Origin of the sequence: Bifidobacterium sp. (assembly GCF_022647885.1) — a bacterium.
Taxonomy (GTDB): Bacteria; Actinomycetota; Actinomycetes; order Actinomycetales; family Bifidobacteriaceae; genus Bombiscardovia.
Window position 1 is genome coordinate 2,230,573 of record NZ_JALCLM010000001.1, and the last position, 15,082, is coordinate 2,245,654.

General features: G+C 49.2%; 14 protein-coding genes. 6 read left to right on the forward strand and 8 right to left on the reverse strand.

The annotated features are described in order from the left end of the window. Window positions 1–153: 153 nt before the first annotated feature. Window positions 154–888 carry a YoaK family protein gene (locus LKI20_RS09385; protein ID WP_291773088.1) on the reverse strand — a complete coding sequence of 245 codons (735 nt, stop codon included), beginning with the start codon at window positions 886–888 and terminating at the stop codon, window positions 154–156. 303 nt (window positions 889–1,191) lie between these two features. Between LKI20_RS09385 and LKI20_RS09390 the strand changes: the two genes are divergently transcribed. The 3 genes from LKI20_RS09390 to LKI20_RS09400 all read left to right on the forward strand — a co-directional run bounded on the left by LKI20_RS09390 (window position 1,192) and on the right by LKI20_RS09400 (window position 4,121). Then, complete coding sequence (locus LKI20_RS09390; RefSeq protein ID WP_291773090.1) at window positions 1,192–2,259, forward strand: ABC transporter substrate-binding protein; 1,068 nt, start codon at window positions 1,192–1,194, stop codon at window positions 2,257–2,259. Then, entirely contained in the window at window positions 2,259–3,074 is an 816-nt protein-coding gene (locus LKI20_RS09395; protein ID WP_434734921.1) for an ABC transporter permease, read from the forward strand. Before LKI20_RS09390 ends, LKI20_RS09395 begins: the two co-directional genes overlap by 1 nt. 186 nt (window positions 3,075–3,260) lie before the next feature. Further along, on the forward strand, window positions 3,261–4,121 hold the full coding sequence (locus tag LKI20_RS09400; protein WP_291773092.1) for a DUF805 domain-containing protein: 861 nt from the start codon (window positions 3,261–3,263) through the stop codon (window positions 4,119–4,121). Between the two features lie 96 nt (window positions 4,122–4,217). Here LKI20_RS09400 and LKI20_RS09405 read toward each other — a convergent pair whose 3' ends face one another. Together LKI20_RS09405 and LKI20_RS09410 are read right to left on the reverse strand one after the other, a co-directional pair. After that, the gene (locus tag LKI20_RS09405; protein ID WP_434734922.1) at window positions 4,218–5,189 is read right to left on the reverse strand and encodes a hypothetical protein; all 972 of its coding nucleotides are present in this window, start codon (window positions 5,187–5,189) and stop codon (window positions 4,218–4,220) included. A 43-nt stretch (window positions 5,190–5,232) separates the two neighbouring features. Continuing rightward, window positions 5,233–5,892, reverse strand: a complete 660-nt coding sequence (locus LKI20_RS09410; protein WP_291773094.1) for a histidine phosphatase family protein — start codon at window positions 5,890–5,892, stop codon at window positions 5,233–5,235. Window positions 5,893–6,203: 311 nt separating this feature from the next. On the opposite strand from LKI20_RS09410, the gene LKI20_RS09415 reads away from it, so the two are divergent. The 3 genes from LKI20_RS09415 (at window position 6,204) to LKI20_RS09425 (ending at window position 8,742) form a co-directional block, all read left to right on the forward strand. Next, window positions 6,204–7,529: an MFS transporter gene (locus LKI20_RS09415; protein ID WP_291773096.1), complete on the forward strand. Its 1,326-nt coding sequence runs from the start codon at window positions 6,204–6,206 to the stop codon at window positions 7,527–7,529. Between the two features lie 165 nt (window positions 7,530–7,694). Further along, a complete protein-coding gene (locus LKI20_RS09420; protein WP_291773098.1) occupies window positions 7,695–8,213 on the forward strand; it encodes a GtrA family protein in 519 nt (172 codons plus the stop codon). A 181-nt stretch (window positions 8,214–8,394) separates the two neighbouring features. After that, the gene (locus LKI20_RS09425) at window positions 8,395–8,742 is read left to right on the forward strand and encodes a phenylpyruvate tautomerase MIF-related protein (RefSeq protein ID WP_291773100.1); all 348 of its coding nucleotides are present in this window, start codon (window positions 8,395–8,397) and stop codon (window positions 8,740–8,742) included. A 227-nt stretch (window positions 8,743–8,969) separates the two neighbouring features. Here LKI20_RS09425 and rplI read toward each other — a convergent pair whose 3' ends face one another. The 5 genes from rplI to LKI20_RS09450 form a co-directional block, all read right to left on the reverse strand. Continuing rightward, window positions 8,970–9,419 carry a 50S ribosomal protein L9 gene (gene rplI, locus LKI20_RS09430; RefSeq protein ID WP_291773102.1) on the reverse strand — a complete coding sequence of 150 codons (450 nt, stop codon included), beginning with the start codon at window positions 9,417–9,419 and terminating at the stop codon, window positions 8,970–8,972. Between the two features lie 14 nt (window positions 9,420–9,433). Next, complete coding sequence (rpsR, locus tag LKI20_RS09435; protein WP_034253280.1) at window positions 9,434–9,682, reverse strand: 30S ribosomal protein S18; 249 nt, start codon at window positions 9,680–9,682, stop codon at window positions 9,434–9,436. A 70-nt stretch (window positions 9,683–9,752) separates the two neighbouring features. Further along, window positions 9,753–10,400 carry a single-stranded DNA-binding protein gene (locus tag LKI20_RS09440; RefSeq protein WP_291773104.1) on the reverse strand — a complete coding sequence of 216 codons (648 nt, stop codon included), beginning with the start codon at window positions 10,398–10,400 and terminating at the stop codon, window positions 9,753–9,755. A gap of 72 nt (window positions 10,401–10,472) precedes the next feature. Further along, window positions 10,473–10,769, reverse strand: coding sequence for a 30S ribosomal protein S6 (gene rpsF, locus LKI20_RS09445; RefSeq protein WP_291773106.1), 297 nt, complete (start codon window positions 10,767–10,769; stop codon window positions 10,473–10,475). 187 nt (window positions 10,770–10,956) lie between these two features. Beyond that, a complete protein-coding gene (locus LKI20_RS09450) occupies window positions 10,957–15,045 on the reverse strand; it encodes a glycosyltransferase family 2 protein (RefSeq protein WP_291773107.1) in 4,089 nt (1,362 codons plus the stop codon). Window positions 15,046–15,082 lie beyond the last annotated feature (37 nt).

Consider the following 15,082-nt stretch of genomic DNA (forward strand, 5'->3'; position numbering starts at 1 on the left):
CCGAAAAAATCTAGATTCGTTGAAATCTACAAGAGCATCGAAACCGCGTCATCAAGCGCTTTCCAGCCAGCCCAAATGAGGACACGCCGAGCAACAAACAGCCACGCCGATGGAGCTTAGCAAATTTCGACTCCACAGCTGTTTTTTCTAAAACTATAAAGGTTTACGTTGAGTCCAAGGAGCTTTGGAATTGCGCAAACGAAGAGATAACAGAGTGCACAACATAATAACTATGAAAGCAATAACTAGCACGAGCCAGTACTGGGCAAAACGAATAAGTACCGTGCCAACGATGGCTCCGATGAACATACTCGCTATAGATGCCGATCTGCGCCCTAACTGCGCACGTCCGGAACCAGTCTTACTGAGATCTGAAGCTATGCCCGTCATAGTTAATGTCAGCACAGTAGTTGTCATATCGGGAACGCGCAGTGCTCGTACCGTAGAATTCTGTAAGCCGAAGGATATTGCGAGTAAAACCGTCAACGCTTCCATCGTATAGGTCTGATTAATCGGCAGTACTACCGAAACGATCAGTGCCACCGCTACAACAGCATCCTGCAACAACAGTGATGCCAGCAAATGTCTGCCTCGATGTCTGCCAAATGCTTTGATCAGTAAGCCTCCAGAGGCGGCCGCTAGCAAAAATGGCACTAATGCGAAGATATAGGATTTCCAATAAAATCCTGGTGCCCCTCCCAGCGCAAAGCCAAGGAACATAAGGCTACCGGTGATATTAGCTACGAACACTCTACCGAGTAGCAAATAGCTGAAGGCATCTACCATGCCTGTTACAAAAGTCAGCATGGTCAACAACAACGGTAAAGGACCGTCTTTCTCGTCCCTGGACACCACGGTGCGATACACATTACCGACTTTATTGATCACACCTACCCCCACTTTGCAGACAACACCAACAATCTCCAACAATACGTGAACCCCTTCACAGCACTTAACGTTCATGTGACATGTAGCACCAGTGGAGTCTTCAGTCAGATGCACGCATATAATAGCTATGTTCGCGCGGTTGGTGGCAGCAGCCGTGCCAAGGTCTATCAGTACCCATAGCGACTTAAAGCGAATCTTTAAGTCCGATGCGGTCTGGTGCGTCGCGCGGGCTCATCACCTTCCCGTAGTCGACCACCTCTCCGCAGATGCGCATAACAGCGCAGAAGGCAAGGTGAAGAAGAGTTGGGAAAGCACACACAAGGTGCCCGCCGTATAGGTAGGGCAGTCGCAGCACTGTGCGGTTTATCACTCATAGCTGCTGCCACAGCTTGTTCAAGCACAAATTCAACTAGCGGCAGCGATAATCCAACAATCTCGTTCATGCTGGATTGGACGCCAAATACCAACCACGTCGGCATATATGCAGCTGAAGCTCTGGGATATTACAAAGATGCAGGTGTGAACGTCCAGATATTGCCAACAGCCCAGGCCGGGGCAGAAAGCTCTGTCGAAAATAAGGTAGCTGACATCGGCTTTACTACCTTAAGTAATGTAGCGGCTTTCAATGCTCAGGGTGGATCGCTCCGCTACGTATTTGACCTAACCCAAAAGCCTGTTGCACGTTGGTGCTCGTTGGCATCACGAACCGACATTCACACGCCAAAAGATTTTGATGGCAAAACCTTTGTTAGTTTCGGATCAGCTGAGCAAACAGCCGTAGTACGGCAGATGATTAAATCAGCAGGCGGCACCGGTGACTTCCAGACCGCAACTGCCGGTACCAACACTTTCCAAACATTAAGCAGCGGGAAAGGAGATTTTGGCGGCTTCTATGTAACATGGGAGAATGTCGAAAGCGAGTTACACGGCCCTGCTCTCAATTGTTTTGTTGCCTCTGATTGGGGTGTCCCTGGCAATCCAGATCAGCTCGGTTTCGCTGTGAATTCTTCATGGTTAAAGGATTCTAACAATCAACAGTCTTTACGATCCTTTATGTCAGCAACCCTCAAAGGTTATGATTATGCACTTTCTCACCCTGATGCTGCAGCTCAACTACTGGTGAAACAGGCTAAGGAAGCAAATCTAGATGCCACACTCGCGAAAACTTCGATGGAGGATATCGTTAAAGGTGGCTATTGGACGAACTCGCCGAATGGAACAGCTATATCTGGAAAGCTGAATATGCAGGAAAGTCAGGACTACCTTGATTTCCAGCAATCTGCTGGAACATACACTGATGCCTCAGGAAAGAAGGCAGCCAAAGCTCCGCAAGTCTCTGAACTAGCAACCAACAGTTACGTGCAACGGTAATGTACTCCCACAGTTCAAGCGGTCCACACACTGCTTCAGCGCCGCAACAACGCTCTACTCATCAATCTGTGCGTCGAGTAGTACCAGCGACACTATTATTGCTGGTACTACTCGTGCTCTGGGAAGTATATGTACGATGTTCTGGAATTTCCCCGCGCACCGTACCAGCGCCAAGTGCAATTTTTACTGCAACAGTTGATACTTTCCCTGAACTGATTACTGCTAGCGCTATCACAGCATATGAGGGCATAGCAGGTTTTGCTGTCGCGGTATTGCTTGGCATTGGATTAGGCCTAGGCATGTATATGTGGAGATCAATTCAGGATAGTATCTACCCAATCCTCGCCGCAGCTCAGACAATCCCCTTGATTACTATCGCACCACTATTCATCATTTGGTTTGGTTTCGAGCCTATAGGCAAAGTAGTTATCACCGCTATATTCGCAACATTCCCTATAGCTATTCAAACTTTTCGGGGCTGTAAGGCTGTTCCACAATTCTTTGCAGATGTTGCATTGACATGTGGTGCTACCAGAGCATGGACCCTATGGCATGTAACCCTGCGCGTCGCCGCACCACAAATTTTTACTGGTTTACGCGTTAGTGCCGCATATGTATTTGCAACTGCAGCCACGGCCGAATACCTAGGTGCGCGTAACGGTTTGGGCATCTGGTTACAGGCAGCTTTCAACTCCTTCCGTACACCCCTTATCTTTTCTGCCACGGCGGTCATTGTTATACTCACTGGGCTACTGCTTGGATTCATCAGCTTGTGTGAGTGGCTGTTGATAGGGTTTGACGATACGAAGGAATGAATTTCTATCACTCGCTGTACAAACAGTGGGAGCATCTGGTGGTAAGCGCAGGGGAAAGCGAAGAATTCCGTCATTAATAGTTTTGGCGATACACCTTAGTGAAAGATACGCAAATCAGCTTTTTCTCAACATATGTGTTATCAATGAGGGAAGAGTTAACAGCGAGAGCAGAATTAGGAGCCATTGATGTCCGAACCCACAAACTCAGGTCGACCAGAACCCCGCGAGGGTTCTCAACAGCAACCAGAATTTGGACAATACGCGCCAGCTCAAGAGTCGTACACACATCGCTCATCTAGTGATGATCAACCCCAATATGGGCAGCGCATCCCTCAATATGGGCAACAGGGATATCCGCTCGCACCACTACCTCAAGTTCCACCGCAGTTTGACACCAACGGCAATGTCTTCGGTCAACAGCCGTCAAGTGATTCACCGTGGTATGGCATCGGATTCGGTCATGCTATTCAACGATTCTTTACCAAGTACGCCGTTTTTTCTGGTAGAGCTTCGCGTGGCGAAGTCTGGTGGCTCGTGCTATTCAATATTCTCGTCACCATGGCGCTATCGCCCCTTGGGCTTATCTCCCCGACTGTCAACACCTGGGCCGGATACATCTGGGAGGCCGCAGTCTTCATTCCGTGGTTAGCTGTTGGTGCTCGTCGCCTACACGATGCGAACATTAGCGGTTGGTGGATCGTGCTACCAAACGCTTTAACGTATGGCGGCTCATTGGCTATGCAATTCTTCGTTTCTGACGATATTCAGGAATTTGCAAACTATGTAGTAACCCATAACACGATAGAAGGGTACCCACAAGATATCCAGACAACCCTTGCTTTGGCATCGGTGTTAGTTCTGATGACTCTTGCAGGCACCATACTGTGGGTAATCTTCATGTGTCTGAGTAGCAAATCCGCAGGTGCGCGATTCGACAAGATTCAACCATCACAGTTTGGCAATAACTCACAGCTTCAGGACCAAACAAGTATGCCGAACAGTTCTACGTATGACCCTCAGCAGCCAAATTTTCATCAGGCTGGATGAGCTCAACAGCTTAGCAACTAGTACGTTGTTTCTAGGAGCCCCAAACAGATCTACTCACTACGAACTATGTATACATTCATAGTGAGTTTTCTGTAGCTATAGTTCAACGTGCTCTTTGCCCTCATCATCTTGAACGTGGGCAAATTTTGCCGCAAGTGCTTCTTTATTCTTACGCTCATCCTCGGCTTTTGCCTGTTCTTTTGCAACGGTAGGATCCCACAACACATCATCAAGATGACGCTTCCACTCGTGTTGAGCTAGCGGTGAGAGGAACTGTGCAAAACTGATAAGTTTGACGGACCCTTCAGACCGAGCGCTCAGCATTCCAGTAAAATCGTGATCGCTCAAAAATAGTCTGGGGATTGCCAAACGCTCCTGAATTTCGTTCAAAAACAACACCACGGGCAGGGCTCGCTGCGGCTGGTTTGGATTGTCGACTCCAATAGCATCAATAAATGCGTTGACAGAAACAATCGATAGCGCGAAACGCTGCGCAATCCCTTCTGGGTCAACCGTAGTTTTTAGCGCATCATCAGTGGTACCAAGAGAAGAACCTATACTTTCAAGTGTTTCTGCCACACGCGTGACGGTGTCCTGATCCCAGTCAACGCCCAAGATGGCACAGGCGGCCATAACCTGTTTAGTGTCACCGCTTTCCGAATAATCAGCAATGGTGTCATAGGCTTCATTTGCACGGAGCAAGGCTTCGACAATGCTTTGAGGCCTGCCAGGTATTTCACTAGCACCCTCATACACATATTCCGCGTCTGGAACAGTAACATCTTCGCCGGTGATCACTCGTGCGATAGTTTGCGTCATGCGAACTTGAAGATTTTCACCGTATTTCGCATCATTATCCATCTGAAGAGCTTCACTCAGTGGCCATAATTTCATTAGTTCGCCAGCTACTGCCGACGCATCACGTAGTTCAGGCAATATCGCTACACGCCCGATATCGTTCGTCTTAATCACCGTCGCCATTGCTACCCCCTCGTTTCCGCTCAAGCAAAGCTTGCCATACCGTGCATCATCATCCTCGATGTACACCGCATAACGTGGTTTCATCATAGACACCTGGTGTATTACTCAGATGTATCAACAGGCCAAAACCTTAGATAACAGCAGCAGCTGGGTCTGCATACTCAATGGAAACAGGCAACTTTGTTGCATTATCGAAAGTAATGGTAGTTATTGAAGCTAGACCTGTATGCCTCATCATCATGTTATGTTCTGCTCTACCTTTTTCTAACAGATGCCGGAAAGTCCAAATCGGGGATTCGTGGCTGATCGCGATAATGTGTTCGCCCGGGTATTCGTCGACTTTTTCATAGACAAAATCGCCCACACGTTGCGCAATCTGCTGATACGTTTCCCCCCAACTAGGTTTCCAGAGGTTATGCAATAGTTTGATATTGTTTCTTCGCCATACCGCACCATCTCCATGACCGATACGTTTACCTCTGAACTCGTTCCCTGCCTCAATAATGCGGTCATCCAAGGTAACCGTCAGAGGATCTTCACCATGCTTCTCGCGTTCCTCATTAAGCGCTTCAAGAATTGCATCAGAAGTCTCACAGGTGCGGTCTAAAGGAGACGAAAATAGTGCGACAGCATTGTTGAGTGTTGGTTGTTGAGCTATATACTGCGCAGTTGCTCGCGCCATACGTTGCCCGCGCGTGGAAAGATGGAAATCAGGAAGACGCTCATACAACACATGTTCTGGGTTAAACACCTCACCGTGACGAACTAAGCTCACCTTCGTCGTTGTCATAAAGCCTGTCCTCCAAATAGTCAATGTTGTTATATGGGTCATATATCTGCAGCAATGATTTCTTCCACAAATATGCCATCACCGTATACAGCGTGTCGCGTGGAGAGGACATATAGAGTATGCCTTGCATACAACACTATCTGTATATAACACAATCGCAGGGCTGCACAAACTCAACATTCTTGGCACCAGCGCATATTCGTATGCGTGACACCACCACATATCAACACCACTTAGCTAAAGCTGTATTGCTATGCCTGTTGACAGGTCTTGCGGCACACCACCACTATTAGGAAAGGTATTCATACCACATGGTCAATCAGATCGGTCACGCTCTGCGAGACATCAGCAATCGCGTTTTCGGAGGGTACGCGGAATTACTGCGCATGCCTCATACAGCGCGCTTTGCAATTGGTTCAGTAATCGCGTCAATGCCCTTCCCGATGATTGGCATGACCATCACTATTTCAGTGCAACATTATTATGGCAGCTATGCTCTTGCAGGTGCACTCACTGCTGTACAAGCTATCGCCTTGGCAATTGTGGGTCCGTTACTAGGCAAGCTTGTCGATAAATTCGGGCAACGACAAGTCTCTATACCAACGGTCATCATCTGGATTATCGCATCAATAGCTCTTATCAGTAGCATCACCGCTAAAGCGCCTGAATGGGTGTTGTACTGCATTACTCCCTTCCTTGCTGCTATTCCACCGTGGGGCGCTATGAGTCGTGGGCGATGGACACATTTACTCAAAGGTGACCGTGTACGAACCGACCGTGCATTGTCATTGTCAGGAGTATTTGACGAATGTATGTGGGTTATAGGTAATCCTCTCGCTTCAATATTGGCTGTCATTTCAGGACTCTTAGCTTTCTCATTCACTGGAGTGTGTGTAATTGTTGGGGCTCTGATGATTCTTACCGAACTCAGTACTGAACCTCCATCGCAATCCCAGCTCGCACGTGAAGCTGGTATAACGCGAAAGGAATACCGCGAGCGCGAATCCGCAAAAGCAGCCGAACTCCAAGGTGAAATTGGTAAACAATCAATCTGGGGACCTGGACTTATTGCAGTTTGCGTGACTTGGTTTGGTCTTGGAGCTTTCCAAAGCGCAGCCGCCATTTCTATTGTGTCTTTTGCACGCGAGCAAAGCATGGAACAATATACCGGTTTTGTATTTGCTTGCTTCTCATTAAGCTCGCTGCTAGGCGCGATTTTATATGGTGCTAAAAACTGGGTGATTCCGCTATGGAAACGCTTTTACTTCTGTCTGTTGGTGGTAAACCTCGGCATCGGAACATTTTTGTTCGCTAAGCACCTTTGGGTAATTATGATTATTTATCTCATTATCGGTGTATGCCAAGCGCCTACTTGGATCAATGGCAATCAATTGATTCTGCATTTAGTACCACCCACCAGATTCACTGAAGGTGTTGCTTGGATGGGAGCGATGAATGCTATCGGTGCATCAGTCGGATCGGCCGTCGCTGGGCAATTCATCGATAAGTTCGGCTCGCATGGTGGCTTTGCTGTGGTAACTGGACTTGCACTGGCATCCTTGGTTATAGCATTTATAGGGCTGCAGCAGATTCGCACTAGCACCGAGAAGCCAACACTCACACAAGTCACGGTTTAACTGCGCTGAGGCTACCAACGCTCAGTGTCAGTACTCCAACTATGAAGCTGTGTTATGTCTACAGAGGACTCTCAGATATAACACAGCAAACTCGATGCGACGAATTTGCATATAAGTACCGCACTTTCAGGTCACCACGGCATCTATATGTTTGAATGGTGAACTGTGAAAAAACTCATCGCTCAGATTGCGAAATTCGGTGTTGTCGGGGTTATCGCTTTCATTATTGATTTTGGTATCCTTAACCTCCTCGTTCGTTATGCTCATATGAACAACGTTTCCGCAGGAACCATTTCTTTTTTGGTCTCTCTTGCGGTTAACTATCTACTGAGCATGTCTATAGTCTTTAAGCACAGAGACGATATGGCACGGTGGCTAGAAATCGTCATTTTCTTTATTTCAGCTGCCATAGGACTATTAATTAATGATGCGGTTTTATGGATGGGGACGGCTTCACTTCCCGCTGACGCGATAGAAACCATGCATGGGACATATGTGCTGTATACCAACATAGCCAAACTCGTGGCTACAGTCATCGTATCGGTTTGGAACTTTATCATCCGCAAATGGCTACTCGATGCTCCCTCACCCGAGGAAAACGTCAACACCGATTCATTTGCACATCGTTTAGGTCGCTGGTCACTACAACATAATCCTTTCCCCGCTAAACCTATGATCAAGTAGCTAGACGTCATATAGAGCAAACTGAGCAGCGTATTCCCTTCGGTGCATCGACATAATCGTATTTTGTTGATGATCTCGTGATACTTATCATTATCAAATTGTTTTGTTAAAAGGGCGATAGTATCTGATCAAGAGCAAGAATTTCTTGTTGAATTATGGATTGTTAATCTTAGGAGGAATTATGCCAGTTATTCATACTCATGTCAGTACCTCAACCACTCAAGAGCAACGCAAACATCTGAAAGCCGCATATGGCAAAGCAATTACAGCTGTGCCAGGAAAATCAGAAGGCTGGTTGATGTGCCCATTTGAAGACAATATGCCTATATATTTCGGTGGTGATGATACCCAAGCGGCTGCCTACGTGGAGGTCAACGTTTTCGGCAGCAGCGTCCCAAATTCAGCTTGGGAGCAACTCACGAAGTCCATTATGAAAGCTCTAGGCGATGAGCTAGGTATTCCAGAAGATAGAACATATATACGCTACACCGCAACCACTAATTGGGGTTGGAACGGCGGGAATTTCTGATCGATAATCTTCACTATTCCATTTGTGTAGGGATTTTTATGTAGACAGCAAGTAGCAGCCCTGCAAATCCGCCAAATTTCAAGGCGAATATCTTGCCTCTATCTAGAATTCCCTACACAAACGGCTTCGATCGGCAATAAAGAGCCATATACGTGATAAGCGGGGTGTCAACACTCAACAATATGAGTGTTGACACCCCGCTTATCAGATTTGTAGGCAAAAACTGACTACTCAGCAACGACCTTAACAGTAAAGCTTGCTGAAATTTCTGGATGCAGAGCAACCGTAGCAGCAAAGTCACCAGTAGTCTTGATTGGATCTACATGAATGGCCTTTGCCTGCACGGCAGCCTTCGACTTAAGCGCCGCCACGATTACCTCGTTGGAGATACCACCGAAGAGCTTGCCTGATTCGGATACCTTTGCAGAGATTTCCACAGTGGTGCCCTCAATAGCATTCTTAGCAGCAATAGCATCCTCACGGGTGGCCAGAGCTTGAGCGCGACGTGCACGCTTCATGGTTTCAATTTGAGCAGCTGCGCCCTTGCTCCAAGCAAAAGCTAATCCCTGAGGGATCAGGTAATTGCGAGCAAATCCGGACTTAACCTCAACAACGTCACCTGAGTGACCGAGTTCAGCAACGCTTGTGGTGAGAATAACCTTGGTTTCCTTAGCCATGATAAACGCTCCCCTCAGCGACCGGTTGTCGCGTATGGCAACAAAGCCATTTCGCGAGCATTCTTGATGGCAGTAGCAATTTTGCGCTGCTCTTGTACAGTCACACCGGTGATACGACGTGAACGAATCTTGCCACGATCAGAGATGAACTTGCGAAGCAAAGCTACATCTTTGTAATCGATAGTGGTGATTTTGGCAGCCTTGAGTGGATTCGGCTTCTTTTTGAACGGTTTGACCGGTGGTTGCGGCCTTTTGCGTGACATCTGTTTGTACTCCTTGAATACTATATATATCTACGATAATCAGAAACTCAGATTGGTGAGCCTCTGGAAGCTAGAACTCTGGTTCGTCTCCTGAACCGCCGAAATCGTCTGAAGAACCAAATGATCCGAACGATCCGTTGCTGCTGTTTTGATCGGAACTCCATGGGTCTGCCGGAGCAGCATTCTGGCGGGAGGCTGGTGCTGCGGAAGCGCCACCCTGATATCCGTTGCCAGACTGATAACCTGCCCCACCTTGGTACCCACCATTGCCGCCATTGTTGCCAGCAGCATTAGCACTATTACCAGCGAAACCGCCACGGCCGTTGTCAGCATTCCCAGAATTCGAGTTGCGAGTAACCTGCGCTGTATTGCGAGAAAGAGCTGGCCCGATTTCATCGACCCGCATTTCTACAATCGTGCGATTATTACCTTCTCGATCCTGATAGGAGCGCTGTACCAGACGACCTTGCGCAATAACGCGCATGCCCTTGGCTAAGCTCGCCTGAATATTAGAGGCCATAGGGTTGTAATTGGAATCCCAAGCCGAACAACGCATGAACAGGGCATCACCGTCTTCCCACTGCTGAGAATTACGGTTGAACTGCCTTACAGTTGAGGCAATGGTGAAGTTAGCGACTGTGCCACCATTTGAGGTAGTACGAACTTCTGGATCCGCTGTGAGATTACCCACTACGGTAATAACCGTTTCTCCTGCCATATTCTTACCCTTCCAAATGCGTTAATCTGCTCAAAGCTTCAAGCGGTTACGAAGCAAAACTTGAGTTCTAGTTTACTTGGCATCCTTACGAAGGATCTTGGTACGAATAACCGATTCATTCAGGTTGAGCACACGATCAAGTTCATCACTCGTGGCTGGCTCAGCGCTGTAGTTGACAACTGTGTAGTTGCCCTCTTTTTTGCCATCAATTTCGTAAGCAAGCTTGCGGCGACCCCAGAAATCAGTCTTCTCGACTGAGCCACCTTCCTTGGTGACGATCTCAAGATACTGTTCGGTCAGCTTTTTCAAGCCTCGTTCGTCGAGCTCTGGATCGGCAATAAACATCAATTCATACTTATGCGCAGACATCACCCACCTCCTTCGGACTTATCGGCCGTGGACTTTCCACGACAGGAGGGTGTAGCGCGTGCGTGCGACGCGAATCCATGAGGATCCCGCCGCAAAGCAACTGTTCTAAGATACACCGTGTTGAGGACTGGACTACTGTGGGGCTAATGATCCAGACATGTGTCCAGTGGAGAATCGCGAAAATTCATCAACTAGTTCGAGGGGTGCAATCGCCCCCTTGACGTGTGAGGTTCTCGTTGTAGTAGGGATCATTAGCTATTAGCGAACTGTACTGTCCGCGCATTTTCTCCGATTCCTTTTCGAGTCTCTCCATCTTCTGCTTCGCAGCCGTATCGTATCCGCGGGTCACGGATTCAAAGTGATACAGCTCTGCCTTGTGGGCCCACACATTGTCTTTTCCAAGACGATCATGAATCCTGATACACAGATCCACATCGTTGTAGGCGACGGAATAGCTTTCGTCAAATCCTCCAACTGCCTTGAAGTTCTCAGCCTTGATCATGCAGCACGCGGCCGTAACAGCATAGTAGTTGGCATTCTCCATCAAACGACCGAAATATCCGACGTGGCTTCGTGGAGTGCCCACCATGATATGCCCTGCCACTCCTCCAAGTCCGAGTACGACTCCAGCATGCTGAATCCGCTCATTGGGATAATAGAGCTTCGCTCCAACGACCCCTACCCTGTCCTGTTGGGCATAACCGACCATCGTGGACATCCAATCAGGGGCGATGACCTGCGTATCGTCATTCAGGAACAACAGATAGCGGCCCGAGGCCTGCTGCGCAGCAAGATTATTGATTCTCGAAAAATTGAATGGGATATCGATATTCAGGACTTTGATCGGCACCTTCGATCGCGCGGAAAGCTGATCGTAGAGATCGAACATTGCCGTATTCGTGCTGCCATTGTCGGCGATCACGATCTCGTAATGTGGGTAGCTTGTTTTTTCCAGGATGGAGCTGATGCAACGTTCGATATTGTCGTATCCATCCTTCGTCGGAATGATAACCGAAACCAGTTCATCACCAGGAACTTCATATTCGATATCGTAAATGCCGTTGAGCGGGCTTCGTTGTGCCTTCGCCGCTATACCGCGCCTATCTAGGGCGGCCTGCACCGCATACTGACCGGCTGCAAACGCATAATCCTTCGAAGACTGATTGCCCGCTGTCGATGTAGGCAGTGTGCGCCAGTGATAGAGCACTCGGGCGATATGCTTGATGCTATCCGGATTGGTGGATTCAGTGGCTCGCAGCACGAAGTCGTAGTCCTGAGCGCCATCGAACTCGCTTCGAAATCCATTCAGTTCCATAGCCAATGATCTGCGATACACACCAAGATGGCTGATGTAGTTGGTACTCAGCAAGAGATCTGGTGAATAGTCCGGCTTGAATGCGGGATCGGAACGTTTGCCACCTTCGTCGATCTTGTCCTCGTCGGTGTAGATCACATCCAAGGATCCGTTCTCGTTCAAAGCCTGCACCACATAGGCGAGTGCATCCGGCGGGATCTCGTCATCATTGTCCATCAGGGCGACGAACTCACCTTGGGCCATATGCAATGCGGAATTCGTGGCCTCGGAGATTCCTCCGTTCTCTTCGCGGAACACCACACGAATCCGCGAATCCTTGGCCTGCAGACCTTCGAGAGCCGACCTCACCCGAGGGTCGCTGGAGTGGTCGTCGGCCAGACAAAGCTCCCAATGCTGATAGGTCTGTTGTCTCACCGATTCGACGGCACGGAAAAGCCACTTTGGATCCACATTATAGACCGGCATAATAATGGATATCAGTGGACGGTAGGAGAATTCATCGGGATCGGGCGGTGTCTGGGAGGATTCAACATTGGCGATGAACTTCTCATAGGATTCCCTCCGATCCCGGGGAGCGATGAAACGCTCTTTGAGACGGTGCACGAGCGTGCGCGGGTGGAGCGCCATCTTCATCAGACGTTGCATCCTGTTGAGTATCAGCAGCACCTTGGAGACCTTGACCTTGGCGATCTTCGCGCCATCGGGACTGCTGGCCATGACGGGTACGATACCGAGTTTCGTTTGAATCGTCAGTACGAAGCCTGGTTGATCCCTCTCATTGAGCAGGAACATCCTGCTGACATCCAACCTCTCGAATCGCTCTATACCGACCGTGGTAACCCTGTCCGTATATTGCTTCGGCACGGTGACCGCCGCAACACGATGACGATACACATCCGCAGCCCAACCCTTGACGACATAACGGTCAGGCGCTCCCGGAACCGGGCTCACCGAATCGATGGTCAGACCGATCACAGGTGTTTTCTCGGGATGCCGCGGAGGATACATCGCCGACCTGAATGGGTCGGTCATCTGAGGCTGTTTGACAAGATAGCGATTGACCACATCCCGAGGAATGGCAAGAGGAGAGGGTTTCACATTCCTCATCATCGAGAAGGGTTCCCAGATCGTCGTATGCCCAAGCTGTTGCTGCATACGAGCACAAAAATCCACTCCTTGCATCCCTTGTGGCAAAGAATCATCAAATCCCTGCAATTTACGGAAATCCGACAACTTGACGAGCATGCATTGCTCGGTGACCGCGAAGATATCCCGGGGCAGTGAGGTACGGAAGTAGTAGCTGACATCACCATCCAGCTCACCGGCTCCCTCGAATACCTGGCCGTTTCTCAAGGATTCAAGCGTGACGCCGGCATCAAGAACACGATGATGACCGTCAACGATGCGACCTCCGATTACTCCCACATCCTTACGCCACGTGAAGTTCACCATCTCGTTGATCCATGAAGGATGGGTAGGCAGAACACCATCGACGAATACGATCGACTGTGCCTTGAGAGCGTCCGCTTGGGCTATTATCCTGTCCTGATCGTTGAAGTTCTCGATGTTCAGCACATGGAATGACGGATACTCAGTGGTGTGTTGCAGCAACGCGACCTGCTCGTCATTCAGGCGAGCAGTGACCACAAGCACCGTAGGGAGTGTCTTCAAGTGAACATTCGCCTTGTACGTACCGAGATTATCGAGTTGCACGACCTCGGCATCCACACCTGCCCGTTGATAGGCATCGACGACGGCCTTACGCCCTGCCTCATAGGCGTACATCTTGCTCCGCGGATCGCCTGCAACCGAGGTATCCAGTGTCCTCCAGTGATAGAGCACTTCGGGGATGTGTATGATTTTCTTGGCTCGCTGTGTCGCCCGCAGCACAAAGTCATAATCCTGCGAACCGCTGTATTCAGGACGAAGCAGGCCGATATCATCCACAATCCCCCTGCTCACACATACGAAGTGAGTGATGTAATTGTGGCTCCACAGTAGTGTTTGGGAAAACCCTGGTTTGAAGAAGGGGTCGAAAGGCTCACCAACCTCGCCGATTTTGTCTTCATCCGTATAGATGAAATCGACATCGTGATGCTGATCGATGGTCTGGGCGATCCTGAACAGCGTCTGCGGCAACAGCTCATCGTCATTATCCATGAAGGCGATGAAATCGCCAGTAGCCAGCTCCATGGCTGAATTCGTGGCTTCGGATATCCCGCCATTTTGCTTACGGAATGTGACTTTGATGCGTTTATCCAGCTTCTGGTACTCGGTCAACACCGGGCGAATGTGCTGAGCGCTGGAGCAATCATCAGCAATGCACAACTCCCAGTTGGTGTACCACTGGGAGCGAACCGAATCGATGAAGCATCTGAGCCAACGTTCATCCACGTTATATACGGGAGTGATAATGGAGACCAGTGGCTGGCTCTTCATGCCACGCATCGTCGCCGTGACTTCGGCCTCGGTAATTCTGTGCTCGCGCTGCCATTTCCTGTAGTACATCTCGTTGAGGTGCAGATACATCCTGACCCGTGAAGCGAAGACATCCCACTTCTTGGGAGTGAATACATATGCGAGGGCGTGGGAGAAGCGCTGGGCATAGGACTGCACGTACTCCCCCATAAAGCGGGCACGCAGAGAGAACATATCCAATGTGACCTGCCGTTGTGTGCCGGGACTGGAGAAAGTCATCGAAAAACTCTTGCTTCGCTTCGGCACCTTCAGCACAAAACCGATCTTCTTTTCAGGACTTGCGCCGATCAGCGCAGCGATATCGACTCTGCTAAAGCGCCGGATCGATATATCCGCGGCGTCCACACTGATCTCAAGCTCCTGTTTGCGCAGGCGGTCAATCGCCCAGCCACGAATCTCCCAACTGTCACCACCGTCGGCAACCGATTCCCGCATGGAGTCAATGACAGCCTTATAATTTTGATTTTCGAACAGAGCTTTCACAGTGCCGTCCTTAATTCCTTTAAATCTACGGTACTCA